Raw genomic sequence first — 26,101 nt, forward strand, 5'->3', positions numbered from 1 at the left:
CGGATCGCGCGGTGACGTCGCGCCCTACACCGGACTGGGTGACCGTTATGGGAGCCCGCTCGCTGGGTCGATTCGGAAACCGCGCCGCCGGACGCTTCGCCCTGCGCATGACGGACCGGGTCTATGAGCCCGCGGTGGCACGACTACGCGAACGTCTTCAGCTGCCGACGCTTACCGCCACACGCATGCGCCGGCGGCAGGACCGGCCCGGCTGGCCCGTCCTGCACGGCTTCAGCACGGCGCTGGTGCCTCGCCCGTCCGACTGGAAGGCCCATCTGGCGGTGACCGGCTCCTGGTGGCCGTACTTCGACGCGGGCCGCGGGCTTCCCGCAGAGCTGGAGAACTTCCTGGCCGCCGGACCACCGCCGGTGCTCGTCGGCTTCGGCAGCATGGCCGCCGGCCATGGGGAACGCCTGAGCGAGATCGCCGTGCACGCCCTGCGGCGAGCCGGGCTGCGAGGGGTGCTCCAGTCGGGCAGCGCCGGGCTCGTCGCCGACGGGGACGACATCCTGACCATCGGCGACGTACCGCATGGCCCGCTCTTCCCGTGGCTGGCCGCCGTCGTCCACCACGCCGGAGCCGGCACCACGGCGGCGGCAGCCCGCGCCGGGATCCCGTCCGTCACGGTACCGATCGCCGCGGACCAGCCCTTCTGGGCCGCGCGGCTCGCCGCGATCGGCGCGGCACCGGCCCCCATCCCCTTCCGGTCCCTGACCGCCGACCGCCTCACCAACGCACTCCTCACCGCCGTACGGGAGCCGTCGCACGCGAAGGCGGCCACCGCCGCCGCGCTGCACATGTCGACGGAGGACGCGGCGGGCAGCGTTGTGACGGCCATACGACGACTGGCGAGGTGAGCACCGCGCGGGGCGCGGCTCGGGTGCGGAAGCAGGTGTCCGCCGCAGAGCACCTCCGCGACCGGGTCATGGCGGACAACATCGCCTGGTGGCGTCGTCGAACCGGCGAGAAGATGCTGCTCGCGGCGCACAACGGCCACGTGGGGCCGTGAGGCAGACCAGTGGGGGCACGTGGCCTTTGTGTCCGTGGCGGAGCTGGGCTGCGGCCGCCCGGCCCGCGGTTCCGCCGCCGATGACGTGCCCGCCGTGTGGCCCGGCGCCCCGGGGACCACATCCTCGACGGGGAGGTGTCGTTGTCCCCGGTAAGGGGCGCGGCCGGATGGCTGCGGCATGAGGGCTGGGCCGAGAAGGGTGTGGGGCGTGGTCGTGCCGTCGGGCGGGCGCAGTGTGCTGGTGACGGGGGCGACGGGCGGGTTCGGCCGGGTGATCGTGTTCCGTCTCGCGGGCGCGGGCTGGGATGTGATCGCCGGAGCTCGCGACCAGGGCAAGGCCCGGCAGCTGGAGGTGGACGCTGCTGAGCGTGGTCTGGCTCTGCGCACCGTGCAGTTGGACGTGGCGTGCGCGCAGTCCTGCCACACGGCGCTGGGCAAGGTCTCGGACATGACTGGAGGCGGGCCGTGGGCACTGGTGAACAACGCCGGTATCCCGAGGGCGGGTGCGCTGGCCGATGTCGGTGACGAGCAGGCCCGGTATCTGCTGGAGGTGAATCTGCTGGGTCCGGCCAGGCTGTGCCGGATGGTTCTGCCGGGCATGACTGCCCGCGGTGGGGGCCGGATCGTGAACATCTCATCGGGTCTGGGCCGTGTCCCGTGGCCGATGGGCGCCTGGTACAGCGCGGGCAAGCACGCCCTCTCCGCGCTCACGCACTGCCTGCGCGTGGAGGCGGCCCACCTCGGTGTCCGCGTCTGCCTGGTCGAGCCCGGCGCGTTCGCCACTCCCATGCTCGGCCGTGCCCTGACCGACCTCGACACCGTCCGCGACCCCGACAGTCCCGGATACGAGACCACGGCCCGCCTGTTCGCGTCCGTGGACCGTCGGGTGCCCGGTCCTGAGCCGGTGGCACGCACTGTCGAGACGTGCCTGACGGCCCGCCGGCCACGAGCGCGCTACGTCGTCGGGCGCGACGCCCGTCTCCTGGTCCCGCTCCACACCCTGCTGCCGCTGGCGTGGACCGACCGTCTCAAGCACGCCGTCACCGGCCTGCCCCGCACCCCCGCGGCCGTCCCGCCACCGGTACCCCCGCCCGGCCGGGGCCCGCGCCGGCCTTCCGCTGATGTGCAGGAGAGGGCGTGAACACCTACAGCCGTATCACCCACGCCTCAGTCCACCTGCCCACCGGCCGCCAGAGCGCCTCCGAGATCGAACAACGCCTGCGCCGGCACAGCCCCTCTCTCGCACTCCCTCCCGGCCTGATGCAGCGCGCCTTCGGCCTCCGCGAGCGCTCTCTCGCCGACCCCGCGGACCTGCCGTCCGACCTCGCCGCGCGCGCCGCCACCAGGCTCCTGAACACCGCGCGCCTTCACCCCGCCGACGTCGACCTGCTCCTCTTCGCGGCCGTCAGCGCCGACGTCCGCGAACCCGCCAACGCCCACATCGTCGCGGCGAAGACAGGCCTGTCCTGTCCCGCCTTCGACATCGGCAACGCCTGCAACGGGGTCATCAACGCCCTCCAGGTCGCCGACGCCCTGATCCGCACCGGCCAGCACCGCCGTGTCCTGATCACGTGCGGGGAAACCCTCACCCGCCTCTCCCGCTGGAAGCTGGACCGGACCCGGCTGCGCACCGGCCTCACCTCCCTGACCGGCGCCGATGTGGGCGCAGCCCTCCTGGTGGAGGCCTCGCCCGTCCCGGGCATCACCGGCTCCGTGTTCCTGGCCAACTCCACGAGCTGGCCCGCGGCCACCCTCTACGACCCCCATCACGCCCCCGACCACCCCCAGGGCCTCCACGTCGACTCCGACGCACTCCTGGCCTCCTTCACCGGACTGGACGCCCAGGCAGCCCAGTGGCTCAAGGAACAGGACGTCGACGTCCGCGAACTCGACCTCGTCTGCGTCCACCAGCCGTCCCAGCCCTTCGTGGACGCCTTCCGCGCCCGCATGGACATCGACCCCGCGCAGATCATCCCGACCTTCCCCCACACGGGTAACGCCGCCGCCGCGACCCTGCCCCTCCAACTCGCTCAAGCAGTCCACGACCGCCGCCTGGCCCCCGGCGACACCGTCGCCCTGTTCGGCCTCGCGAGTGGAGCCAGCGGCGCGGTGATGCTGCTGCGCTGGTGACACACCACTCCCGGCCACCCGGTGACGGCCGCGCCGCGCGCCCCGACGGACAGCGGGCCGACCCGGCATCGAGCGGAGGTCGGTGATGCCGTAGGGTGGAGTCATCGACGCGGGGTGGAGCAGTTCGGTAGCTCGCTGGGCTCATAATCCAGAGGTCGCAGGTTCAAATCCTGTCCCCGCTACTGCACAGAAGGGCCCGGATCCTGATGGATCCGGGCCCTTCTGCCATATTCCGGCACGTCGGGCAGTCGTTGCCCGAGCGCGGACCCCAGCTACGCACTGGCCAATGACGCTGAGCGGCTGGAGGACGGATCGTGAGCGGAGGCTGGCCACCGCGTACGTCGCCATCGCGGACCGCGCGCTCGCCGATCCCGCCGTCGGCTCAGGGAGCCTTCTTGGGGGACCGCTTCGCGCTCCTGCGCCGACTGGGTTCTGCGGCCGCGCCCTTCCGTACTGGCTGCTCCTCGGCGGCCATGGCCGCCGAGGATGACGCCGCCCTCCGGCCCGGCGCCGAGATCGGCCACTTGAGCTCGATCTCCAGCTCGATCTGCCCGTCACCGATCTCGACCTCCAGCTCACAGCGGAGCTCGTCGGGAATCCGCAGGCCGAGCGTCGCCGCACCGAGTTCCAGTTCGGCCTCCTCCCCTTCCCTCAGCGCGGCTGCGAGCGCTGTGAGCTGGTCTGCCGCCTCAAGGCGTGACAGCGAGCGCTTCACCTCGAACTTGAGGTCCTTCATGCGTGTCTCCGATCCGGCATAGAGGGCATACAGCACTAATTGTGAGGCCCTGGGTCGGATTGGACATCCTGATCGCCGGGGCCGCCGGCACGGGCCCTCACCGGTCCACCGCCACTTGGTGCGCGGGATTCCCATCTCGTCCGCGGCCGATGTCGACCCGGCCCCGGTCCTGACGGCAGGCCTGCCCTCAGGACAGCTACAGGACACCCGCACAACGACCGCGGCTGTGGCCTCCCACTGACGGGCGCGCCGCTGCCCACCTCCGGCGTACCCCTGCCGAGCGATAGGGCGACCCGTTTCCGCAGGTGACGGCCGGCCGGGGCTGGCCAGCGAAATCCACCTGGCCCGCGATGCAGCGGGCGGCCGCCGCCGCGCCCGCCTTCTGGCAGTTCACGAAGACGAAGTTCGGGTGGCGGCGCTGTTCAGGCAGTGGTCGAGGAGCGCGCGCATGCGGGGAACGGGCAGCGATGGGTTGGCGGCAGCGCCCTCGGCGGTGCGGGGGTCGGCGAGGAGGGCCTCCAGGGTCTCCGGTGCCAGGCTCGGATTGGCGGCGGCTGCCCGGCACACCGACTCATCAGGGTCTTCCCACGGGGGTTCGGACAGGCCGGGATCGCCTGCGGCCAGGGCGCGCACCTCGGGATCCGGGTGGCCGATGAGGTGGGTCAGGCCGGTGCGGGGGAACGCGGACAGGGTCAGCAGGTGCGGTCGGTGGGCCGGGCGGGTGACGAAGACGTCCAGGAGGAGGTCTGGCGGAGCCAGCCGGTGGCGGCAGGCCAACTGGATCCGTACCTCCTCGTCTTCGTCCCGCGCGAGAGTTTCGACGAGTTCCGCGGGCAGGCGGGGCCAGCTCGCGGCAACCTGGCGGAGCACCGGTTCCTCGGACGCCGCGCAGGCGGCGAACCAGTCGGGCGACGGCTCGTCGGCCGGCTCGGTGATCGGGCAGGTGCAGTCAGGGCCGTGCCCGATGACCGCGTCGATCGCCCAGTACTCGGCCCAGGTACGGGGGAAGGGGTGGAGGCGTGCGCGCGCCCGTACGCCCTCGTCCGGGTCCTCCCTCAGCTCCGCTACCAGGTCGGGATCCAGGTCGGGCCGGGCGGCGACCATCTCGCGGACCTTCGCCTCGGGGTGGCGGGCGAGCCGGGCGACGGCGTCAGCCGGGGTGTGGCGGTTCCAGGCCAGGGGGTGCGCCTTGTCCTCGGCGAAGCACTGCTCGACGAGCGTGGCGGACAGGGCGCACGTGCCGAGCACGAACGACTTGCTGTGCGAGCCGATGGACGGCAGCTTGGCCTCCACCGCCTCCGGGTCCAGCTCCCAACGGCTCCCCTGCGCCGCTTCCCGTACGGCGGGGTCGGGATCGTCGAGCAGCGCCTCCCGCTGCGCAGGAGTGAGCGACTGCCACCTCCAGGTGGCGCGTACGCGGAGCTCGGGGTGCTCGTGCCCGGCCATGGAGCGGTGGAATGACAGCGGGATCTGCCGTGAGGCGCTGAGCTCCTGGGTGATCTCGTGCTCGGTGAGCACGCCGTCCTCGCCCCCGTCCTGGGCGGTCAGGAGGGTGACGAGGATGCCGTCCGGCAGTGGTCGTACCCATCGAGGGCGGGGCGGGGGCCGACGGCGAGCCGATAGCGGACGATCCCGGACGGGTCCGTGGCCAAGGGGGCGAGTCGCGCGGGGTCGACGTACCGGTTGAGGGCGAGCGCGCCGCGGACCTTCCCGGCCGGGTGGCGGAGCGCTGCGTCGACAACGGCGTCGGGCAGGTCGCGGCCCTCGCACATCAGCGGGCCCACCTCACCGGCGGCTCGATCCATCAGGCGTATCAGTACGTCGGAGGGCGCCGCCGGGTTGAAGGCGACGCCGCGCAGCCACAGTTCACGGAGAGAGTCGGACACCGCGTCATCCTGCCACCTCTCCGCTCCTCGTGCCCGGGGCGTTCTCGGCCCCTGGGCAGCGAACGCTCTCACTACTGACCAACAGAGCCACTCGGACGGTGGCTCTCTCGCCAGGTGAAGTGCTCAGCCACACCGAGACCGGATACGCGGACCGGGTCCGGGGCGTCCTCGGCGACGGCACCCACGGAGCCCCCGTGCGGGTGTCCACGGAGATCAGCCCGTGCGGATTCGCCCCCATGCGGGGCGCCGGCAGCCGGGATGACACCCCTGCCCCGCTCGACGGCCTGGAGCGTGCTGCGGAACGGTGGGGCCCGGTGAGGCTTCCGAAGGGGGCAGATCCCGCAGCCGTCGTCCGCGACCACTCGCCGGCCTGCCTGATGACGGAACGACGCGAGCACGACGAGGCAAACGGCTCGTCCACGTGCGAGTTCGGGGTGCAAGGCTTCGGCACGGACGGCAAGGCCGTTGCGGACGCCATGGCCGCAGCAGTCCACACCTGGGACCGGGAACTGTGGGACCGGGCCAAGCCCCGGCTGACGGTGATGCCCGCAGGCACCCCCGACTCCGCGCTCCCCGCCGGATACGTCGTCGAGAAGAGCGACTGCCGCGTCGTGATCGGCTGGCCGGGCCGGGCCGTGACGAGGCCGCCCGCCCTGCCGTTGGACGGAACGCGGCACAAGGGAGGCGCGACGAGCAGTGATCATCTGGATCAACGGGGGCTTCGGCAGCGGGAAGAGCACCCTGGCGGCGCCTGACCGCTGCCTACATCGGCGAGATCGCCGAACGCACCGGCGGTCACGTCATCGTGCCCATGACCGCGCTCAAGCCACCTTTGCGCTGCCGAGGCTTTCGCACCCCCCTGCGCCTGTCGCGCGGGCTCGTCCAGCTCGTCCTCATGTCGATCCGGACCGGCTGGGCGCCCGGATCGACACCAGCACCCTGACAGCGGACGCGGCCCTCCAGGCCGCCTTCGCTCGTCTCCTGCCCGACCGCCCCGCAACCGCCTCGCAACCGCCCATGGAGTCCGACCCTGATGACCAGCGCAATCGACCTCACCACCGTCCGGCTGGGTACCCGGCCCAGCCCCATGGCCCTGGAACAGACCGGGCGCTTCGCCGACGCCTTCCGGGCCCGGTACCCGCAGGTGGTCCTCGACATCGTCGAAATCGCCTCCGAGGGCGACCGGCACCGTGGCCCGCTCTCGGCGATCGGAGGCAAAGGGGCCTTCACCCGCAACGCGGACCGGTATCTCCTCGACGGCCGCGTCCAGGCCACGATCGCGTGTGCCAAGGACGTGCCCGGCCCCCACGACCGCTCCCCCGGCATCGCCATCGGAGCGGTCCTGCCCCGAGAAGACACCCGCGACGTCCTCGTTCTCCCGACCGGACACCCCGTGACCACGCTCGCCGAACTGCCGCCGGGCACCAGGGTCGGGACCAGCGCACCCCGCCGGTCAGCCCTTCTCAAAGCCCTCCACCCAACGCTCGTGCAGGTACCGATCCGCGGCAACGCCGACAGCCGGCTGCGCGCACTCGACGAGGGAAGGCTCGGCGCGGACGTCATGATCGCCGCTCTGGCCGGCCTGCGCCGGCTCGGCCACGAGCACCGGGCCTCCGAGATCCTCGACCCCGCCGTATGGCTGCCCGCGGCCGGCGCGGGGACCGTGATCGTCGAGCACCGATCCGACGACCCCGCCACCGGGGGGCTGCTCGCCCCTCTCACTCATGCCCCTACCCGGATCCTGCTCGACGCTGAGCGGGCCGCGCTCGCCACGCTGCACGGCGGGTGCCTGACCGCGGCCTCCGCCCACGCCGCTCTCGATCCGGTGTCGGGAGTCGTCACCGTGCACGCGGCCGTTCTCGACCCGGCCGGCGGCACCCCTCTGCGCACCAGCGCATCCGGTCCCGCGACGACGCCCTCCGCTGTCGGGCAGGATGCGGGCCAACAACTGCTCGGCGCCGGGGCAGCACGGCTTCTCGGACGACCCGCATGACCGAACCTCAGGCTGGGTGCGGGCAGACGTCGGCGATCGAGGCGGTGCCCCGTGGACTCCAGGCAGGTACTCGAACCTACGGGTGCGGTACGGCTGTCGGTGGACGAGGTGGTGCACGACAGGTACGGCCGGTACGGGGTGTGGGACCACGGATTGCGGCCGCGCAGAAACCGGGACGGTTCCTGACTGCAGCCCTGTCCGCCTTCCGTCCCGCCGGTGACAACGACGGCCCGGTGGGCCGCTGCGCCAGCGCCGATCCGCCTACCCGCCTACCCGCCTCACCACCGTCGCGGACCTGCGCGGCGCCTACGACGCCCCCTGGCCGAGGCTTTCGTCCAGGGCACGGCCAATGCTCGCCGCGACGGCTGGGTCTGCGCCTCATCGCAGGGGCCTCCCACTACGCCCAAGAACAGGTCCGCAGCCTTCCGGCCCGCAACACCGGTGCCTCGGCAACCCTTCCCCACAGCAGTGAGGAGCCTCGGCGCGGGTTCGTCACTTGCTTCGACGTGTCGAGAGTGAGACGCGTGATGGGCTCTGCGGCAATCCCCTCCGCGTGGTGTCGGAATGGCCACGCCTTGAGCTGATCCTTCTGGAAGCCGACTTGAAAGTAGACGAGCACGCACGGAATTGAAGGCGCTGGCCGTTGAGGTCGCCGGGAGATCAGGCAAGCCGATCGTCGTCGACCTGTCCGCAGCAAGTTCTTGACCGCGTTCAGTCTCAAAGCCCTGATGGCACCTCTGCGGCGCGGGCACCAACAGGGTCTTCTATACAGGTCAGGCACGGTACTGACGGCTCCGCGTGGATTCCCAGGCTCATGGGGCGGGTTCGATTTCCGTCATCCGCTTCATGGCAAAGCCTCAAGGTCAGTGACCTCGGGCGTAGCTGATTTGACGACGAACTGCCGCCACGCCCGCCCTGCGGGGTTCGCGAGATCGCCTGACTGGCGGTACATCTCCATGTGCGCGGGTGGAATTTATTTGGGCAGGTGTGCGGTGCTGCCCCTTGCGAGTTAATCGAGCTCTACCCATTCGGGGGAATGTCGGATGATCGACAATGCGAGTTCGATTACCTTAATCGCAAATTCGACCACGGAATGTGTTTGTATTAATCCCCCTCCGCGCCTTAGCCATGGTTGGTGCGTGAATTTTCCTGCGTAATATGCGGCGGCGACACACCAGGGCTTCCCGGGCCAACGCTAGGACCCGGGGCGCCTCCGCCTCCACAGGAAATGGCCTCTTGATGAAGCTGAAGTTCCAAGCGGCTCCGCGTCGCACCCTGTCCGGCTGGCTGGCCACGGCCGTCGCCGGAACGGTTGTCGCTGTGATGGTCGCCGGATTGCCCACGCCGGCACTGGCCATCGCGACACCCGTGCCCCTGGCTACAACCGCCAGCTACTCCGTTCTGGCAGGCCAGGGGGTGACCAACACCGGCCCCTCCGTGATCGGTCACGACCTCGGGACGCACCCGAACCCGGCCATCTCCGGATTCCCGCCCGGCTTGGTGCTCGGCGCCGTGCACGCTGCGGACGCCGTGGCACTTCAGGCCAAGTCCGACCTGGTCCAGGCGTACAACAACGCCGCGGGCCAGGCCACGGACTTCGCGCTTGCGGCGGGAATCGGCGCCGGCCAGACACTGCTTCCGGGCGTCCACACCGCTGTCTCCGGTGTCGGACTCACCGGCGACCTGATCCTGGACGCCGGGGGTGACCCCAACGCCGTCTGGGTGTTCCAGATCCCTGAAGCCCTGACGACGGCATCCAACAGCCGGGTGCTCCTCACGAACGGCGCTTCGGCGTGCAACGTGTACTGGCAGATCGGGAGTTCGGCCACCCTCGGCACCACCTCCACCTTCGTGGGCACCATCATGGCCCTGACCTCGATCAGCGTTACCACGGGGACGAACATCGAGGGTCGGGCCTTGGCCCGTAACGGTGCGGTGACGCTCGACACCAACAGGATCTTCCTCGGCGGGTGCGCCACCGGCGGAACGACGACTGGTACGACGACCGGCACGACCGTGGGCACGACCACGGGCACAACCACGGGCACCACCGGAACGCCGACCGCGGGCACGACCACGGGCACCACCGGAACGCCGACCGCCGGCACGACGACCGGCACGACCGTGGGCACCACCGGAACGCCGACCGCCGGCACGACGACCGGCACGACCGTGGGTCTGATCGGTGGTGGCCTCCTGGGCGGACCGATCGTCGACCTCGTGTCCGGCGGTACCTCGGGGAACATCGCCGGAAACACCTCCGGTAACACGTCGGGCAACACGGCTGGGAACAGCACCGGTGGCAACACGACCGGTGGTAACACGACTGGCGGGACCATCACCGGGGGCAACGTCACCGGCGGGCACGGTGGCCAGCCCGGCGGACCGGACCACGGCGGGCCGGACCACGGAGGCCCGGAGCACCACGGGCTGGAGCACGGCGGGCCGGACCACGGAGGCCCGGAGCACCACGGGCTGGAGCACGGCGGGCCGGACCACGGAGGCCCGGAGCACCACGGGCTGGAGCACGGCGGGCCGGACCACGGGCACGACGAGGGACCCGGTAAGCCGGACCACGACCACGGCCACGACGGGAAGCCCGGCGACCACTTCGGCTACGGCAACAAGCCCGCGGGCCACGAGGGTCACGAGGGTCACGAGGGTCACGAAGACAACGAAGGCCACGAGGGCTAGGCAGCAGGCGGCACGAAGCCCGTTCATCGGATGACGGCGCGCGGCGGAATCCTCACCGAATCCGCCGCGCGCCGCGGGTGACGGTCGCGGAGACCCCAGGCGAACAGCAGACATGAGAAAGACCGGGTGGGAAGTGTCGAGCGGAATTGAATCTGCGGGCGTGAAGGAATTTCAGGCGTCCGATTCCGGTCCGGCCCCCCAGGAGTTCCACGATGAAGCGGTCAGACCGGATAAGCCGCCCATGGGTGTCCGTACGCTGAAGGCAGGGCTGTACACCGCTGTAGCCCTCTGTCTGGTGACAGCTCTGGTCCACGTCGTCCTGGTGTTCCTTCATGTGGCCCCCGCCAATCCTGTGTCGAAGCGGTACAGCTCACAGGTCAACGGATGGGTGTACCCGCTCTTCGAACAGAACTGGCGGCTCTTCGCCCCGGACCCCGACTCCTTCAACCGGAACATCCTGGCGAGAACCGCACACACCGATTCCAAGGGGTCGGTGCAGGTGACCCCCTGGTTCGACCTGGCTGCCGTGGACCATTCCGCGGTCGACCACAACGTATTCCCGAGCCATACGTCCCAGAACCTCCTGCGCCGTGCCTGGACCTCCTATGTCGAGACACACGGAGGAAGCGACACGGCACGCTCGGAGCGGGCCGTGATGTTGCAGACGTACCTGCGAAACATCGCCGCGGACCGCGTCGCCGCTCACAACGACGGTCGCGCTTTCGAGTTCATTCAGCTCCGGGTCATTACGCTGCCCGTCGCTGCGCCCGGCACAGCGGCCGGGACCCGCCAGCCGGCACCCACCGAGGACCGGCTCCTCCCCTGGTGGAAGGTGACCTCCCATGGGAAATGAGCAGATCCCCCAGCCCCCGTCCACGGCAGCCACGCCGCACCGGCCCGCGGCCCAGGAGGCTTCGATCGCCGGCACGGCCCACCGGTGGCTCCGCGACCTGATCGGCACTCTTTGGTCGCTTCTCACCGACCGGCCGGTCTCCCTGTACGCCGCGTCGGTTCTGCGCATCGGCTACGGGCTGCTCTATCTGGTCTTTCTGGTGCGCGAGTTCCCGCACCGTGACGAGATCTGGGGCCCCGGCTCCCCCTGGACACCGGCGCTGGCGCAGCAGCTCTTCGACCAGACGGGCTGGAACAGCATCCTGCTCCTGTCCGACAGCCGCGCCTACTTCGAACTCTGCTACGCGATGGCCCTCCTCACGTCCGCGCTGTTCATGCTGGGCTGGCGGACCCGCGCCATGTCCGTCCTCTTCGCCGTCGTGGTGAGCTCGTTCCATGCCAGATCGATCTTCATGACGGACGGGGGCGACAACCTGATCCTGTTGATGACCCTCTACCTCGTCCTCACCGCGTGCGGTCGGCGCTGGTCCCTGGACGCACGCAGGAACCGGCTCAAGGCCGCCGGTGCGGGCGAGGCGCTGGAGCCGGTGAGGAGCTTCTCCGCACAACAACTCCACGATGCCCGCGCCACCTTGACCACGGTGGTGCACAACTGCGGCATCCTCGTCATCGCGGCACAGGTCTGCTTCCTCTACGGATCGGCCGGCCTGTACAAGATCCAGGGCTCGACCTGGGGCAGCGGCACCGCTCTCCACTACGCGCTGAACCTCGAACTCTTCCAGCCCTGGCCCGCGCTCTCCCACCTCGTGGACGAGTACCCGATGGTGATCGCGATCGCCAGCTACCTGACGGTGCTCTTGCAGGTCGCCTTCCCGTTCGTACTCTTCGGCAGGCTCAAGTACCCCGTCCTGACCGTGCTGCTGGGCATGCACATCGGCATCGCGGTACTCCTGGGACTGCCGCTCTTCTCCGGCGCGATGATCATTGCCGACGCCGTGTTCCTTCCCGACCGCTTCTACGCCTTCCTGCCTCACCTGTGGCGACACGCAGCCCGGCGCACAGGAATGCGGCCCCCGGCACCCGCCCGAGCAGCGGGATCCGCATCCGTACCTCCGCAGGGCAGGCCCGGCGGACCCGGCTCGAAGCATCGAACCCCGGCAGGACAGCAGGGCACTGCGCTTACAACGGGGCTTACGTCCGACCAGAGCTGAACCAGCCGCGCGGACCGTAGCGCAGCACGTGTGTCGAGGGCGAGGTCGCTGGTGCGGCCGCCCAGTCGCGCATGGCGCCCTGTTGTGGTCGAGGTCGTCCACAACGCGGTGCGCGAGCTGGAAGGTGCCGGTCGGCAGCGTCGCGGCGCCGGTCAGGTCGGCGAAGTGCCGGGGTATTCAGCTCTCCTTGTTCTTGGTGATCGGGGTATGCCGAGCAGGGAGGTGGAGGAGCGGGCGCGCAGGGCGGCGTCCAGGGCCTGGCGGGAGGAGCCGCGGCCGACCTTGTCCGGGACGAGCCGGGATTCGGCGGCCGAGGTGCCGTCGCCGGTCGCAGGACAACGGGCGGACTGCACGCAGTTCGTGCCAGTACTGGAGAAGATCCGCGTTCCCCGCCTCGGCCCGGGCCGGCCCCGCAAAAGCCCGCCAGCGTCGCGGCAGACGAGGGATACAGCATCGGCCCTGCCGCGAGTACGCGCGGCGTCGGGGTATCCGGCACACGATTCCGGAGAGGTCGACAGCCAGGCCGCTCGCCTACGCAAAGGATCACGAGGCGGCCGACCGCCGGGCTTCGACGAGGAACAGTACGAGAAGCGCAACACCGTCGAACGAGCCATCAATCGATTGAAGAACTCCCGGGCCGCGGCAACGCGGTACGACAAGCGCGGCTACGTCTTCCTCGGAACGGTCACCGCCGCGGCCCTGGTCATCTGGCTGCGGTCATGATTCGCCGTGCTGGTCATCCGTCTCGGACCCAACCGGCTCGGCGCCGAGCGGCCAGCGGTAGCCGGCGTCATGCAGTTTGCTCAACGCCGAGTGATCATTGGACACCAGCACCTGGGCCAACCGGGCCGCCGCGGCGACGACAGCGGACCAGACCGGTGAGTCCAGATAAGCCTCGTCGCGGGCAGCGGCGCCGACCGAGTCCTGCACCGCGCTGTAGGCGGTACCAATACCTGCCATCAGCTCAACTTCCTCCTCGCTGCGAAGGCACTGCCCCAGCCAGGGCGACGGATTGTCCGCATCGCAGAAGTCGTCGAAAAGCACACGCACGGTGTAGTTGAGGTCTTCGAACTGATCCGGATCGAGCCACACCTCTCGCTGCCATGTCGGGCTGGCCAGCGCCACGACGGCAGGAACGACATGGAGGCGGTAGTGGGGCAGAGCAATACCATGATCAATCACGAGCCAAGAGTACCCACCTCATGATCGGCCGGACAGCTCCCAGATCGTCCAGGCCGTACGCGACGGCGACGATCCGCGGATCCGGGACCTGCTCGCGAAACTCGCGGCGGTAGCCGACACCAACGCCCTTCTCCACCTGCGCCAGCGGCTGTGCGAAACACGGTCCACGCGGCCGGGCCCGGCCGTACACGCTCCGCGCCTGGGCACCGCACGGCCTGGGGCGCGACACCGAAGCCCTGTCCGACCTCCACCATGCGGTCTCCTTCGACGACAGGTAGGAGGGCGCCTTCGCGATGCGCGGCTGGCTGCTGTGGGAGGCGGACCGGCTCGGGGAAGCGGAGCAGGACTTCGACCGAGCCCTTTCCGGCCACCCGGGATGTTCGTGGCCCCTGATGGGCCGCGGCGGGGTCCGCTTGTACGCGCGGCGGTACGAGGAAGCCGTCGATGACCTCAGCCAGGCCTTCACCATCCGGTTCGGCACCGCCGAGGCGGAGAGCGAGATCGCCCGGCCGATCGTCGAACTGCTGCGGGAGCATCCGCCTGCGAACCGCCGCTCCATCACGGCTGCGATCAGACTCGTAGCGATCCTCACGCACCAGATCCAGTGGCCAGGCCTTGTCCGGCAAGCGGGCTCCGTCATCGCGCTCACCGATCCGCGCGAGGGCTCGGATTCCGAGCGGACCGCCTATTCGCTGAGCCGCCTGTCCCCCATCCTGCGCGCCCTGGAGCCCCACGAATCTCCGACGGACGGGGAACCCCTGACGCGGAGAGGCGGCTACGTCGATTCCGTGGATCGGTGCCCCCGCCGCGGCGGCCGGCGCGGTCGGACAGGTCCCGGACGACTTGCTCGGCCGGAAGAGAGCAAATTCGGGCATCAGCGCGCTCCTCATGACACGAAGCTGTCATCCCGAGAGCCACCGAAACGTCACTCCTGAAGGCGCTCCCGGGAATTGAGAAGCAAACCCTTTTCACCCGGAATGACTAGAGCGAGAGTAAACGTAGACAGGCGGGCAATGGGGCCGCCATGTCACGCATATCCTGTGTGCCGCGAGGCCCCTGGGCAGGGCAGTCGGGCATGGCGATCGCCGCCGTTTACGCAGGCCAGCATCCCGGCCGGCGGGCTGCTCCGGCTGTCCGCGCATGGAATGTCGTACAGGCAGACGAACTCTCGCAACCGCATTGATCGCTTGAGGATACGCGCGTCTGCCGAAGCCGTTGCCGTTGCCGTCTGGTGGCGATTCAGCGCCTGAACGCCAGTTCGGCAAGATTGTTCAGAATAGGACATGGAATGATTACCGAACACTCCGATACTCCTCTGGCGGCGCTGCCGGCCAACGACGACTACCGGTTGGGTACCGGCGCCTACAGCGATGAGCAGCGGATCGCGGTCCTCGCCAAGCTGGAGGGGTACCTCTGCGAGCGGAGCGGGCGCCTGCTCGGGTACCAGGTCAACCTGTCGCTCGACGGCCACGCCGCCCTCGGGCGTTTCCTGGGCTACCACATCAACAACATCGGGGACCCGTTCGTCGACAGCAACTACAGCCTCCACTCGCGGTGGCTGGAGCGGGCGGTCCTGGAGCACTACGCCCGCCTGTGGCACGCCCCCCTGCCCCACGACCCGGCTCACCCCGGGAACGAGGACGGGTGGGGGTACGTGCTGTCCATGGGCAGCACCGAGGGCAACCTGTACGCGATGTGGAACGCGCGCGACTACCTCGACGGCAATGCCCTGGTGCGTGACGAGGTCTCCGGCGACGCCAGCTGCCGGACCAGCTACCTGCGGGCCAAGCACCCCGACGACAACCCCAACGCCTACGCCCCGGTGGCGTTCTTCTCGCAGGAGACGCACTACTCGCACATCAAGGCGATGCGGGTGCTGGACATCCCGACCTTCTACGACCTGGGCGGAAGCCTCTACCCGGGCGAGTGCCCCATCGATGTGGCCGGTACCGGCACGCAGACCTACAACGGCTGGCCGCTCGGCGGAGTCCCGACCACCGGCGGCGACGAGGGGCCCGGCACGGTCGACGTCAACGCCCTGGTCGCCCTCGTGGACTTCTTCGCCGCCAAGGGCCACCCGGTCCTGGTGAACTTCAACGTCGGCAGCGTCTTCAAGGGCGCCTACGACGACGTCCAGACCGCCTGCGAGCGCCTGCGACCGGTCTTCGAGAAGCACGGCCTCGTCGACCGCGCCGTGCGCTTCGACCCCGACGACCCGGAGCGGATCAGTGTCCGCAACGGCTACTGGATCCACGTCGACGGAGCCCTCGGCGGCGCCTACGCCCCGTACCTGGAGAAGGCCCGCGACAACGGGCTCATCGACAGCGCGCCCCCGGTGTTCGACTTCCGGATTCCCGAGGTGTCCTCGATCGTCACCAGCGGCCACAAGTACCCCGGTGCGCCCGTCCCCACCGGGATCTACATGTCCCGTGCGGGATCCAAGCTGCGGCCGCCGTCGGACCCCGCGGTGGTCTCCTCCCCGGACAGCACGTTCGCCGGCTCCCGCAGCGGATTCGCCTCCCTGGCCATGTGGAACCACCTCGCGCAGTTCAGCGAGGAGCAGCAGGTACGGCAGGCCGCCGAGGTCCTGCGGATCGCCGAGTACACGGCGGAACGCCTCAGGAGCCTCAGTGAGCAGTTGCGGGAACGCGGCGAGCCCTGGGCCGAGGACGGCATCGAGGTCGGCCACGGCGACCACGCGCTCAGCGTCTGGTTCCAGCAGCCCCGCGCCGAGATCGCGCGGAAGTACTCGCTCGCCTGCGTACCGCTCAACCTCGGTGGCCGCCGGCACGACTACAGCCACGTCTACGTGATGCCGCACGTCACGCAGGAGCTCATCGACGAGCTCCTTGACGACCTCTCCCGCCCCGGAGCGTTCGACCGCTCCGCCGAACAGGACGCCGAACGACCCCCGCTCCCCCGCCAGCGCTGACCCGACGGCGGGCAGCCGGACCGCGACCGGCCGCCCGCCTCCTGACGCTGTTGCCCCGCGCATCCCCGCACGCGGTACAACAGGCCGAGGGCGCAACCCGCCGCCGGACCCCGTGGCCGAACAGGCACGGGGCGTCCGGCTTCCAAGATCGCCGATGGGCCGGCAGGCGGATTCGTCGTTCCATCCGGCTCGGCGGGCCCCGTGGCGGCCCAGCGCGGGAAGAGCTCGGTGGCCGCCGGTCCAACAGCGGTTCCCCATCTCCGGGTTCCCGGAAATCGACGAAGACTGCCTGCCAAGCAATTCGGGAGGACGCATGGCCTCGTTCCTGGACACGATCACGCCGGAGATGCTGTACGCGGATCCCTATCCGATCTATCAGCGGCTTCGACGTGACCACCCCGTGGCCGAGATCCCCGCGCTCGGCTGCTGGCTCGTCACGCGCTGGCAGGACGTGCGTCAGGTGATGAGCCACAGCCAGACCTTCACCACCGGCTTTCCGTCCGCCATGTCGGAGATCTTCGGATCGGACAACATCCTGTCGAGCAGCGGGGACCTCCACAGAGGGCTGCGCGCCAGCGTCGAGGAGGTCTTCGAGCCCGAACGGGCCGGTCTGGCCCGAGAGTACGCACGGAAGCTGGTCATCGAGCGGGTCTCCGGCATGCACGGGCAAGCGGACCTCATGGGCGAGGTCCTGCAACCCGTCGCGGCAGAGGTGTTCCGGTGGATGCTGAGCCTCAAGGCGGACAGCACGACCCTGCTGCGCCTGGCACGGGCCCTATGGCTGGGCGCCCTCGATCCGGGGGACCCCGCCAAGCTCGCGGTGTCGGCCGCCGCCATGAACGAGCTCGATGCCGCGCTTACCCCTTGGCTCGAAGGCCTCGGCCCGGACCCGTCCTCGGCGATCGCACGGTGGCGGCACATCACCCCTGGAAGCGCGTGTCCGCGAGGCGTCGCGGAGATCCTCCCGACAATCCGCGTGATCCTCCCGTCCCTTCCCGAACCGGGGTGGGCGGCGGGCAACCTCCTGGTCGCGCTGTTCAACGACCCGGACCAGCGGGGACTCGTCCGGGACCACCCGGAGCTTCTCGGCGATGCCGTTCACGAAGTCCTGCGCTGGATGCCACCATTCGGGCTCGCCGACCGCATGACCACCCGGCCGGTGGAGCTGGGCGGCGCACGCCTGCCCGCCGGCGCCCACGTCCGGGCCGCGATCGGCTCCGCGAACCGCGACGAGACGGTGTTCGAGCGGCCCGACACCTTCGATCTCCGCCGCCGACGGCAGCCTCTGGTCACCTTCGGCTACGGAGAACACGCCTGCCTCGTGCGCGCGTTCATCCCCGCCATCGTGGAAGGCCTGGTCGCTGGCATCCTCGACGTCCACCCCGCCGTTCGCGCCGACCGCTCGAAGCAGTCCCGTGTGGCCGGCTGGGACGCCCGCTACACCGCACGCCTATGCGTGGACGGCCTCGGCGACTCCGCAACCGAGTACACGCCGGGCCACCGCCGGACAGTGTCAGCACAACTGACGCCGTCCACCCGTAAGGGGCCGGGCCACGATCCTGCGCTCAGGTTGATGCGGTCCGGAGGCCAGGATCGCGGGGCGGGTCGAACGCACGGTCAGTGAGACGCGTTCTCGATGGTGCAGGGGTTCCGGTCGGAGGTACCGCGAAGGCGGCGTCACGCGGCGAGGAGTAGTCCCACAGCGGGGTCCAGGCGACGGCGAGATCAACGCGGCCGTAGCGGGCGAGGGTGTGGATCGCGGCGGCGTCGATGTTGGGGTTGGTGTCGAAATCGAACCTTCGGAGGGTCTCCTCACGGCGCCGGTCTCCGGCGCGCCCCTCTTCGGCGACGGCCTCGTCGTCCAGGTCGTACGGGCCGACCGGTCACCACAAGGAGCTGCCTGGTACGCCGCCACTCGGCGAGTTCCGCACCCGTATCTGCAGCTCTCTCTGCCGCTACGAGCGACTCGGCCACCTCACCGTGCACAGAGGACACGACCCAAGTCCCGCCCCCCGTATGAAGATTTCATGAACGACCCAACCACGACCGCAGTCTGATCATCTTCTCGGCTGAGTCCGTCACCACCCCCGAAGTGACGGCTCTCGATCGAGGAGGTCCGCATCCTCTATGAGGCTGCCCCGCAAACGCCGTGCGGACCGCACCGGCAATACGGAAGACACCTGTGGCCCGGAGCAAAGGGAAGGTGCCGAGCGCACACGGCGCACTACAAGCCGAGCAAAGAGCCGCAGGAGACCAGGCAGGAAGGCCCGTCGCCCCCTCATCGACTTCCCCCGGCGCGGCCGGCGGGGCTGGCGGCGCTGGACGCCCTCCTGGAAGCTGACCTCCGGCCTGTTCCTGCTCTTCGCCGGCGCCCTCGCCGGCCTCTTCACCGCCGTCTACATGCGCGTTGAGATCCCGAATCCGCACGACTCCGCGAGCCGGCAGGCCACCGTGTACTACTGGGCGGACGGCAGCCGGATGGTGAGCGTCGGCGATGTGAACCGGCAGGACGTGGAGCTCTCGCAGGTGCCCGATTCCGTCCAGCACGCCGTCGTCGCGGCGGAGAACGCGGACTTCTACAGCGACGCGGGCGTCTCGGTGACGGGCATCGGCCGCGCCGCCGTCAACATCGTCAAGGGCAAGGAGACCCAGGGCGGCTCGACGATCACCCAGCAGTACGTGAAGAACACCTACCTGAGCCAGGACCAGACCGTAGACCGCAAGATCAAGGAACTCTTCCTCTCCCTGAAGGTCAGCAGGCAGCAGCCCAAGTCGGAGATTCTGGAGGGCTATCTCAACACCTCTTGGTTCGGCCGAGACGCGTACGGCGTCCAGGCAGCCTCGTACGCGTACTACGGCATCCCCGCCAAAGAGCTGAACCCCAGTCAGGGAGCTCTGCTGGCGGCTGTCCTCAAAGGCGCGGAAAGCTTCGACCCGTCCCTCAGCGCCTCCAACCACCAACGCGCGGAAGACCGCTGGAGCTGGATTCTGGACCGTCAGGTCGACACGGGTTCGATGAGCGCCGGGGAACGCGCGAAGTACACGAAGTTCCCCGAGCCGAAGCCTCCCGTCAAGCCGACCAGCCAGGCGGGGCAGATCGGCTACCTCGTCGACATCGTCAACAAGTCCCTCAAGAGCCGCAGCGGTATCACGGACAAGGATCTGGCCGGTGGGGGCTACAACGTCCACACCACCTTCGAGAAGGACAAGGTGCTCGCGCTGGCCAAGGCCGTCGAGCAGGTACGCGCGGAACGACTCGACCCGGAAAAGCGCACGGAGGACCAATACGTGGAGGTCGGCGCTGCCTCGATACGCCCCAAGGACGGAGCGATCGTCGCGGTCTACGGCGGCTCCGACGCGATCGAGCACTTCACCAACAACGCGGACACCTCAGGCGTGCCTGCGGCCTCGGCCTTCAAACCCTTCGTGTACGCCGCCGCTCTGGAGAAGGAGTTCGAAGGCAAGGAACGCTTCGCCGAGGACGCTGACCCCGACCCCCTGAAACCCAGGCCGACAAAGCCGCCGATGGCACCCATGGACCTCCACTCGGCTCTGGTGAATTCCGACCACACGCCGTTCGTGGAGACCGGCAAGAAGATCGGGCTGAAGAGGGTCAAGGAACTCGCGGTCGCGTCGGGACTGCGGGAGGAGAGCATGGCCAAGCTGGAGCCGACCTTCTCCATCGGTACCTCCACCCCCAGCGCCGTCCGGTTGGCCAGCGCCTATACGGCCTTCGTCAACGAGGGCCGGGCCACCGAACCGTATTCGGTGGCCAAGGTCGAACGGAACGGCGTCGCGGTGGACGGCTTGGGCCCGGCCAGACCGCGGCGGGCAATGAGCGCCGAGGCAGCCTCGATCGTCGGCGCGGCGCTGCGCCAGGTGAGCTGGAGCACGGTCGGACCGCCGAGCGGCCAGGGGACCTACCTTCCGTCCTGGGCGGGCAAGACCGGGCCGAACGACCATATGAACTCGGCCTGGTTCATCGGCGCGACACAGGAACTGAGCACCTCGGTCGCGATGTTCCGTACGAAGCCCGAAGTCCCGCCACTGCTGCCCATGCAGGGTGTGGGCGGCCCCGATTCCGAGCGGGGCAGCGCCTTCCCGCCATTGATCTGGAAGGCTTACAACGAGGTGGCGGCGCCCGCGCCGCCGTTTCCGGCGGACGGTCCTCCCCAGAACCGCCCGTAACGGTCTTGAAGCGCGGCGTGTTTCCCGCGTCGGCCCGGGTGCCCGGGGCGTGATCGTGTCGATCGCGCCCCGGGCCGACGGGGCAGCGGACATCCTCTAGAAATCGGCCGGGTGGAGTGGCTGGTCAATCCTGAAGCATGCGGACTGAAGGTCGTCGGGGGTTACCACCGGCTCGGCGAACAGCTCGAAGTTCCTGTGCCGGATGACTCGATCCGGGAACTTCACGGAGCGGAACGAGGCCTGGTTCGGATCGATTTCCGCCTGTTCGAGGACGTAGGTTGACTCCTCGATCACTTGGGCCTTCACCTGGGGATCTGTGATCCCGGTGAAGAACTTGCTGTGTATGCGGAAGTTGTCGAACGTCGCGATGAGCAGACAGAAGCCCGGCGGAGCAACTGCTCGCACCAGCATTCCCTTTTCGCCAAAGTTCAGGCTGGGGCCGGTCCACTGGAACGTGGCGTTACGACGGTCCTCTTCGGTTTCGATCTTAGCGATGTCGACAAGGCCGCCATGATCGATGATGAAGAAATCAGGAAAGTTGTTCGAGAAGAGTGAAAGCTTGAGCACGGCCACAGCGTCCCTCCTTCCATGATGCCCCCATTTGTTGAGCGTTGGAGTAATGGACTACTCGCATCGGCATCAACCACGCCGGCTTCGGGGGACGGGCGTGAGAGCCGAGAAGGCTGTCACTCTCCAGCGTCCATGCGGGTGAGAGCACTACTTCCAGCATGCGCCGCCCGGGGCGTGAACGCCAGCGTTGCACGACCGCGCGCCACGGTCACGCTCCGGCCTGGTCTCCGGCGCGGTCCCGACGCCAGCCGGGCAACCGTCGGGAGGTTGCCGTATCCCCCGATGACGAGCGTCACCGGCTGAAGCGGCGGCTCGCGCTGGACATGGTCGTCCGGACCGCCGCTCTGATCGCGGACGCGGGCCTGAACGCTGGTCAGGCGCCTTCTGCCCGTACACTCAGCGCGCGGGCTTCGGTGCCAGAGCCGGGCACGGCGCCAACACCGGCCCGCAGCCGCACCTCCGTCCCGGCCGGCATGTCGCCTGCCGGCACGGCGTCGCCCGGATCCAGCGTCCGGTATCCGGGTTCGCCCGGCATCCGGTACTCCCAAGCCATCTCGCGCGTCACCACACCCGTGACCGCGTGGTCTCGGTAGTACCGCACCCAATCCGCCCAAAGCCAGGTCCGCGCCTCGCCCGCCAGCGCGCCCAGCCACCGTCGCTCCTCCGCGAGGACCTTGCCGATGTCCTGTGCGTAGCGCCGGACCAGGTCCACGCTGTCGGCCCGCATCGGCGTCTTGTACCCGGCCGGGGAACGGAACGGGGCCGTCGTGCGGGTGAGGTGTTCCCCGTCGGCCCAGTCGACGGTGACCTGCCCGGTGGCGTGCAGGGTGACGACCGCGTCCACCGAGGCGTTCCACCACAGCACCCCGCTCCCGATCCAGCCGACCCTCAGCGTCCCGTCCCGCTCCAGCCCGTGCCGCGGCACGGTGCGCTCGGCCAGTTCGTGCGCGGGGACGTCACGCCGTGCCGCGGCCTTCTTCACGGCCTTCACCAGCGCCGTCCGCGCGTGCAGGGCGCGGGCGACGTCGTAGTGCAGGGCCCACAGTTCCTCCATCCCGTCCGGGCCGGGCAGATCGCCGAGCGCGCTGAAGGCGGCGCCCGCGATGCCGTCGTCCACACGGTGGTACGTGGGCATGGCCTGAGCGTTCTTGCGGGCAACGGCCGCGAGGTCGGCGCTGAGCCCGTCCGCGTCCCGGCGGAGCCAGCCGGCGGCGAGGAGGAAGCCGATCGCGAGACCGCGTGCCCGCGAGACAGGTCTCGTCCCGAGTTCACGGATCGCCCGCTCGGGGTCGTCGATGTCGTGGAACGAGCCGCCCCGAGCCAGCTCCCGCACCGCGTACCGGACCAGCTCGTCGGCGCCGCCCGCCTTGAGCAGCGCCTGCGCCCGACGCTTCCAGGCGGCGTCGACCTTGTACCGCCAGGTCCAGAACCCGTCGGACGTCCCCAGGTGCGTGACCAGCTCGCCCAACTCGGGCGTCAGCGCGGTGAACCGCGCGCGCGTACGGGTGCTCCAGTTGTTGCCGGAGTCGAACAGGTCTGCCGCCACAAGATCACTCATACCGTGATCCTGCCGAACCCCACTGACACCAGCCGTCGGGAGCCCTGTACCTGGGGCCGCAAGGTACCCACTGCCGGCAGCGGGGGTACCCGCGCGGGCACGCACCCCACGCACCGCGGTCAGCGGGTCAGCTCGCCCGTACGGGGGCCCACAGGCTGACGCTCCACACGTCCCCGTGCCCCACGTGGTAACCCCTTTCCTCCTCCTCGTCGTCCACGACGAGTACGGAGACGCAGGACTTCTCCGCCCGGTACTCCCGGAAGCCGCCCTGGTCGCTGACGGTGAACTCCGGGACCGGAGGGGTCTCGGAGAGCGCCTCCCGTACCTCGGTCCACGCGGTGTACGGGTCGAACTCGACGCCCGTGCCCGCGGCCCACCGGGCCGCCAGCTCGGGGGCGTTCGCGAGGCGGTGCAGCTCGATCGAGCCGCCGGACATCACCCACTCCTCCCGGGGGTTGAAGTAGAACTCGGCGAACCCGTAGTCGCGGCGCAGCGAGACGCCACCCTCGCCGACGACATCGACGCAGCGGTGCTCCAGGGCCCGGTCGACCTCGGCGAGGGTGGAGCCGATGCCGATGCCGTGCAGGCGCCCGGTCGTGATGAAGGAGGCGAGGAATTCGAGCCCGGTCACGGCCAGTTCTCCAGTTCGGTCGATCAGGGCCCGCATCTCCGCAGAGCGGTTCTGCGAGTTGCCCCGGTTGTGGATGCCCATGTGCCAGGAGGTCTGCGCGCGGCTTGGGGGGCGTTGTTCACCGCGTCCACGGCCTGCTGGACGCTCTTGTCCAAGGCCCAGCCGTCGTCCTCCAGTCGGATGGGGGCGCCCTGGATGTTCCCACCCCTGTCCACGGTGATGCCGGCCTCGCGCGTAGACGGGAGCTCGGCCGCTTCGCGCCGGGGCCCCAGTAGCGACAGCCCCCTGTGGGGACCCCGTCGGGTCCCCACAGGGGGCTGGTCACTGCCGCTGGCCGGTCGGCCGGGTCAGGCCGTGGTGGGCTCTGCGGCCTCGGGGGTCCCGGCGGGGGCCGGGGCCCCGGGGGTTCCGGCGTCAGGGTGGGGAATGCGGTGCAGTCCCCTGCGGTCGTAGACGCGGGTGACGGCGAAGCCGAAGACCAGCGCGGCGACGAAGGCGACGCCCATCGAGGCCCACGCCCGGGACAGGCCCGCGTCGGCCTGGGCGCCGTAATAGAGCAGGGAGCGCAGGCCCTCGGTGAGCTGGCGCAGCGGCTCGAACTCGGCGAGGGCGCGGAAGAACCCGGGCAGCGCCTGCACGGGAACGGTGGCTCCGGAGGAGGGAACGGCCATGGCGACGAAGACGATGGTGGCCAGCAGCATGCCGGGGGTGCCGAAGGCGGCGAAGAGGGCCAGGCTGCCGATGCCGACGACGGCGATGGTGGCGACCGAGTAGAGCCACAGCAGACCGAGGTGGGAGGCGTCCATGTCGAGGATGCCGACCGTGGCGACCTCGACCAGGGTGCCCATGACCAGTGACAGGCCGAGCATGAGCGCCATGCCGATGGCCAGGGTGCGTACGCGGCTGGTGTGCTGGACGGGTTCGCGCTTGCGGATGGGGCCGTAGTCGGTGTGCAGGTAGCCGAGCGCGGTGTCGACCTGGGAGTTGACCACGTTGGCGCCGAGCATGCCGCAGACGACGAGGACCAGCGCGTAGTAGAAGGCGCTCAGGCCCATGGCGCTGCGGGAGCCGAGGGGGTGGCCGTCGGCGACGTTCACGGTGACCGGGTCGGCCAGCTTGAGCTGGGCGGCCGTCGGCAGCGGGGTCTTCTGGGCGCCGGCCTGCTTGAGGAGTTCCTGCCCGAGCTGGGCGGAGGCGGCGTGGGCGGCCTTCTGGGCGGCCTGGGAGGACATGGAGGAGCCGATACTGCCGGCTGCCTGGTTGGTCAGCACGGTCAGGGTCGGCGGGGTGGCCTTGCCCTGCGCCGCGGGCTGCGGGGCGGTGAGCCCGGTCACCGTGGCGGAGAAGTCCTTGGGTATGACGAGGGCACCGAAGACCTTGCCGCGGCCGAGGCGCTTGTCGGCTTCCTCGCGGCTGACGACCTGCCAGTCGATGCTCATGTCGCCCTTGGCCGCCTTCTGGATGCCCGAAACGATCTGCTCGCCCAGGTTGACGTGGCGGCCGCCCGCGTCGGCGCCGCTGTCGGCGTTGACCAGGGCCACGGGCAGGTCGCGCAGGTTGCCCCTGGGGTTGACGTTGCCCCCGACGTAGAGCAGGGCGAACAGGATCGACACCACTGCGGCGATGAGGCCCGTTCCGATCCACAACCGGGGTCGGCGGAGCACGGAGGGGGGCGTGGGTTGAGGCATCGATTCTCCGGGGCGGCTGTGTTGTCCTGAGCTGGATACTTGAGGTATCCAGTACTGGATAGTGGCAGTATCTTGTTGAGGTGTCCAATCGCCGATGCCTGATGCGAGTCGGACGCGAGACCAGCAGGGAAGCCGTATGAAGATCTCGGAGCTCAGCCGGCGGACCGGCGTGCCGGTCGCCAGCATCAAATACTTCCTGCGGCAGGAGTTGCTGCCCGCAGGACGGGCGACCGCCGCGACCCTTGCCGAGTACGGGGACGAGCACGTGCAGCGGCTGCGGCTGATCAAGGCGCTGACCGCGCTCGGCGGGCTGTCCATCGCCGCCACCCGCAATGTGCTCGCGGCCATCGACCAGGCCCACAGTTCAGAGGGCGCCCTGGGAGCGGTCAGCTACGCCCTCCCGGTGCCGGTGGCGGCCCAGAGCCCTGCGGGCGACGAGGAGGAAGCCGAGGCCGACGCGACCGCCGGGGCCGAGGTGGCGGAGCTGCTCGCGGCCCTGGACTGGCAGGCGCCGGGCACGTCACCGCACGTGCAGGGGCTGACGGCGGCGCTGAAGGAACTGCGGAGGCTGGACGCGCGGTACGCCCCGGGCGAGCTCGCCGCGTACGCGAGGCTGGCCGAGTCGGTGGCCCGGCTGGACCTGGAGCGCGCCGCCGGCGTCGACGACCCGGTGGCGCTGGCCGAGCGGGCGGTCATCGTCTTCGCGATCTGCGCCCCGGTGTTCGAGCTGCTGCGGCGTCTCGCCCAGGAGGACCAGGTCCGGCGCCGGGTCGTGGGCGACGGCGCCGAGGCCGCGTCGGCCCGGTAGCGCCCGCGGGGAGGACGGCGGGGGCCGGGGCCG

At 69.9% G+C, this 26,101-nt stretch carries 21 protein-coding genes, 1 tRNA gene and 2 pseudogenes; 16 read left to right on the forward strand and 8 right to left on the reverse strand.

Features of this window, described 5'->3' with window-relative positions; all coding sequences use genetic code 11:
- Positions 1–44: 44 nt before the first annotated feature.
- The 5 genes and pseudogenes from EES41_RS01890 to EES41_RS01910 all read left to right on the forward strand — a co-directional run.
- A pseudogene (locus EES41_RS01890) lies at positions 45–857 on the forward strand (glycosyltransferase); the annotation flags it as partial.
- Positions 854–1,009, forward strand: a complete 156-nt coding sequence (locus tag EES41_RS01895) for an erythromycin esterase family protein (protein WP_123075057.1) — start codon at positions 854–856, stop codon at positions 1,007–1,009. The pseudogene EES41_RS01890 and the gene EES41_RS01895, both read left to right, overlap by 4 nt.
- A 208-nt stretch (positions 1,010–1,217) precedes the next feature.
- Complete coding sequence (locus EES41_RS01900) at positions 1,218–2,150, forward strand: SDR family NAD(P)-dependent oxidoreductase (RefSeq protein ID WP_164495703.1); 933 nt, start codon at positions 1,218–1,220, stop codon at positions 2,148–2,150.
- Positions 2,147–3,139 (forward strand): 3-oxoacyl-ACP synthase III family protein, encoded by a 993-nt coding sequence (locus EES41_RS01905; protein ID WP_123075061.1) that lies wholly within the window; start codon positions 2,147–2,149, stop codon positions 3,137–3,139. Before EES41_RS01900 ends, EES41_RS01905 begins: the two co-directional genes overlap by 4 nt.
- A 108-nt stretch (positions 3,140–3,247) precedes the next feature.
- A tRNA-Met gene (locus EES41_RS01910) sits at positions 3,248–3,321 on the forward strand.
- 200 nt (positions 3,322–3,521) lie between these two features.
- Here EES41_RS01910 and EES41_RS01915 read toward each other — a convergent pair.
- The 3 genes from EES41_RS01915 to EES41_RS42675 all read right to left on the reverse strand — a co-directional run bounded on the left by EES41_RS01915 (position 3,522) and on the right by EES41_RS42675 (position 5,761).
- Positions 3,522–3,875 (reverse strand): amphi-Trp domain-containing protein, encoded by a 354-nt coding sequence (locus tag EES41_RS01915; protein WP_123075063.1) that lies wholly within the window; start codon positions 3,873–3,875, stop codon positions 3,522–3,524.
- A gap of 390 nt (positions 3,876–4,265) precedes the next feature.
- On the reverse strand, positions 4,266–5,393 hold the full coding sequence (locus EES41_RS01920) for a hypothetical protein (protein WP_254211261.1): 1,128 nt from the start codon (positions 5,391–5,393) through the stop codon (positions 4,266–4,268).
- Between the two features lie 26 nt (positions 5,394–5,419).
- Positions 5,420–5,761, reverse strand: a complete 342-nt coding sequence (locus EES41_RS42675; RefSeq protein ID WP_254211262.1) for a hypothetical protein — start codon at positions 5,759–5,761, stop codon at positions 5,420–5,422.
- 119 nt (positions 5,762–5,880) lie between these two features.
- Here EES41_RS42675 and EES41_RS01925 point away from each other — a divergent pair, with 119 nt between their 5' ends.
- The 6 genes and pseudogenes from EES41_RS01925 to EES41_RS42680 all read left to right on the forward strand — a co-directional run.
- On the forward strand, positions 5,881–6,516 hold the full coding sequence (locus EES41_RS01925) for a hypothetical protein (protein ID WP_123075065.1): 636 nt from the start codon (positions 5,881–5,883) through the stop codon (positions 6,514–6,516).
- A 278-nt stretch (positions 6,517–6,794) separates the two neighbouring features.
- Positions 6,795–7,754, forward strand: coding sequence for a hydroxymethylbilane synthase (gene hemC / locus EES41_RS01930; protein ID WP_123075067.1), 960 nt, complete (start codon positions 6,795–6,797; stop codon positions 7,752–7,754).
- Between the two features lie 1,239 nt (positions 7,755–8,993).
- Positions 8,994–10,448 (forward strand): ice-binding family protein, encoded by a 1,455-nt coding sequence (locus EES41_RS01935; protein ID WP_123075069.1) that lies wholly within the window; start codon positions 8,994–8,996, stop codon positions 10,446–10,448.
- A gap of 112 nt (positions 10,449–10,560) precedes the next feature.
- On the forward strand, positions 10,561–11,301 hold the full coding sequence (locus EES41_RS01940) for a DUF5819 family protein (protein ID WP_123075071.1): 741 nt from the start codon (positions 10,561–10,563) through the stop codon (positions 11,299–11,301).
- A complete protein-coding gene (locus EES41_RS01945; protein ID WP_174261641.1) occupies positions 11,291–12,511 on the forward strand; it encodes an HTTM domain-containing protein in 1,221 nt (406 codons plus the stop codon). Before EES41_RS01940 ends, EES41_RS01945 begins: the two co-directional genes overlap by 11 nt.
- Before the next feature lie 354 nt (positions 12,512–12,865).
- Positions 12,866–13,234 (forward strand): annotated as a pseudogene (locus EES41_RS42680) (IS5/IS1182 family transposase); the annotation flags it as partial.
- Here EES41_RS42680 and EES41_RS01955 read toward each other — a convergent pair.
- Positions 13,229–13,693: a hypothetical protein gene (locus EES41_RS01955; protein WP_254211263.1), complete on the reverse strand. Its 465-nt coding sequence runs from the start codon at positions 13,691–13,693 to the stop codon at positions 13,229–13,231. The pseudogene EES41_RS42680 and the gene EES41_RS01955 overlap by 6 nt on opposite strands.
- 293 nt (positions 13,694–13,986) lie before the next feature.
- Here EES41_RS01955 and EES41_RS01965 point away from each other — a divergent pair, with 293 nt between their 5' ends.
- The 4 genes from EES41_RS01965 to EES41_RS01980 all read left to right on the forward strand — a co-directional run bounded on the left by EES41_RS01965 (position 13,987) and on the right by EES41_RS01980 (position 20,813).
- Positions 13,987–14,628 carry a hypothetical protein gene (locus EES41_RS01965; RefSeq protein WP_123075078.1) on the forward strand — a complete coding sequence of 214 codons (642 nt, stop codon included), beginning with the start codon at positions 13,987–13,989 and terminating at the stop codon, positions 14,626–14,628.
- A gap of 353 nt (positions 14,629–14,981) precedes the next feature.
- Positions 14,982–16,625: a pyridoxal-dependent decarboxylase gene (locus tag EES41_RS01970; RefSeq protein ID WP_254211264.1), complete on the forward strand. Its 1,644-nt coding sequence runs from the start codon at positions 14,982–14,984 to the stop codon at positions 16,623–16,625.
- A gap of 313 nt (positions 16,626–16,938) precedes the next feature.
- On the forward strand, positions 16,939–18,249 hold the full coding sequence (locus EES41_RS01975; RefSeq protein WP_164495705.1) for a cytochrome P450: 1,311 nt from the start codon (positions 16,939–16,941) through the stop codon (positions 18,247–18,249).
- Between the two features lie 503 nt (positions 18,250–18,752).
- Complete coding sequence (locus EES41_RS01980) at positions 18,753–20,813, forward strand: transglycosylase domain-containing protein (protein WP_123075085.1); 2,061 nt, start codon at positions 18,753–18,755, stop codon at positions 20,811–20,813.
- A gap of 96 nt (positions 20,814–20,909) precedes the next feature.
- On the opposite strand, the gene EES41_RS01985 is transcribed toward EES41_RS01980, so the two are convergent.
- The 4 genes from EES41_RS01985 to EES41_RS02000 form a co-directional block, all read right to left on the reverse strand.
- Complete coding sequence (locus tag EES41_RS01985) at positions 20,910–21,386, reverse strand: AbfB domain-containing protein (protein ID WP_123075087.1); 477 nt, start codon at positions 21,384–21,386, stop codon at positions 20,910–20,912.
- A 370-nt stretch (positions 21,387–21,756) separates the two neighbouring features.
- Positions 21,757–22,941 (reverse strand): hypothetical protein, encoded by a 1,185-nt coding sequence (locus tag EES41_RS01990; RefSeq protein ID WP_164495706.1) that lies wholly within the window; start codon positions 22,939–22,941, stop codon positions 21,757–21,759.
- Between the two features lie 127 nt (positions 22,942–23,068).
- Complete coding sequence (locus tag EES41_RS01995; RefSeq protein ID WP_123075091.1) at positions 23,069–23,653, reverse strand: hypothetical protein; 585 nt, start codon at positions 23,651–23,653, stop codon at positions 23,069–23,071.
- Between the two features lie 266 nt (positions 23,654–23,919).
- Positions 23,920–25,260 carry a YhgE/Pip family protein gene (locus tag EES41_RS02000; RefSeq protein WP_123075093.1) on the reverse strand — a complete coding sequence of 447 codons (1,341 nt, stop codon included), beginning with the start codon at positions 25,258–25,260 and terminating at the stop codon, positions 23,920–23,922.
- A gap of 136 nt (positions 25,261–25,396) precedes the next feature.
- On the opposite strand from EES41_RS02000, the gene EES41_RS02005 reads away from it, so the two are divergent.
- A complete protein-coding gene (locus EES41_RS02005) occupies positions 25,397–26,068 on the forward strand; it encodes a MerR family transcriptional regulator (protein WP_123075095.1) in 672 nt (223 codons plus the stop codon).
- Positions 26,069–26,101 lie beyond the last annotated feature (33 nt).

The organism is Streptomyces sp. ADI95-16, from assembly GCF_003721495.1.
GTDB lineage: Bacteria > Actinomycetota > Actinomycetes > Streptomycetales > Streptomycetaceae > Streptomyces > Streptomyces goshikiensis.

Excerpts from the sequence above, each read along its gene's own strand:
- EES41_RS01915 (WP_123075063.1), bottom strand. The coding sequence starts at position 3,875 with ATGAAGGACCTCAAGTTCGAGGTGAAGCGCTCGCTGTCACGCCTTGAG.
- hemC (WP_123075067.1), top strand. The coding sequence starts at position 6,795 with ATGACCAGCGCAATCGACCTCACCACCGTCCGGCTGGGTACCCGGCCC.
- EES41_RS01935 (WP_123075069.1), top strand. The coding sequence starts at position 8,994 with ATGAAGCTGAAGTTCCAAGCGGCTCCGCGTCGCACCCTGTCCGGCTGG.
- EES41_RS01940 (WP_123075071.1), top strand. The coding sequence starts at position 10,561 with ATGAGAAAGACCGGGTGGGAAGTGTCGAGCGGAATTGAATCTGCGGGC.
- EES41_RS01945 (WP_174261641.1), top strand. The coding sequence starts at position 11,291 with ATGGGAAATGAGCAGATCCCCCAGCCCCCGTCCACGGCAGCCACGCCG.
- EES41_RS01965 (WP_123075078.1), top strand. The coding sequence starts at position 13,987 with ATGCGCGGCTGGCTGCTGTGGGAGGCGGACCGGCTCGGGGAAGCGGAG.
- EES41_RS01970 (WP_254211264.1), top strand. The coding sequence starts at position 14,982 with ATGATTACCGAACACTCCGATACTCCTCTGGCGGCGCTGCCGGCCAAC.
- EES41_RS01975 (WP_164495705.1), top strand. The coding sequence starts at position 16,939 with ATGGCCTCGTTCCTGGACACGATCACGCCGGAGATGCTGTACGCGGAT.
- EES41_RS01980 (WP_123075085.1), top strand. The coding sequence starts at position 18,753 with ATGAGGCTGCCCCGCAAACGCCGTGCGGACCGCACCGGCAATACGGAA.
- EES41_RS01990 (WP_164495706.1), bottom strand. The coding sequence starts at position 22,941 with ATGAGTGATCTTGTGGCGGCAGACCTGTTCGACTCCGGCAACAACTGG.
- EES41_RS01995 (WP_123075091.1), bottom strand. The coding sequence starts at position 23,653 with ATGGGCATCCACAACCGGGGCAACTCGCAGAACCGCTCTGCGGAGATG.
- EES41_RS02000 (WP_123075093.1), bottom strand. The coding sequence starts at position 25,260 with ATGCCTCAACCCACGCCCCCCTCCGTGCTCCGCCGACCCCGGTTGTGG.
- EES41_RS02005 (WP_123075095.1), top strand. The coding sequence starts at position 25,397 with ATGAAGATCTCGGAGCTCAGCCGGCGGACCGGCGTGCCGGTCGCCAGC.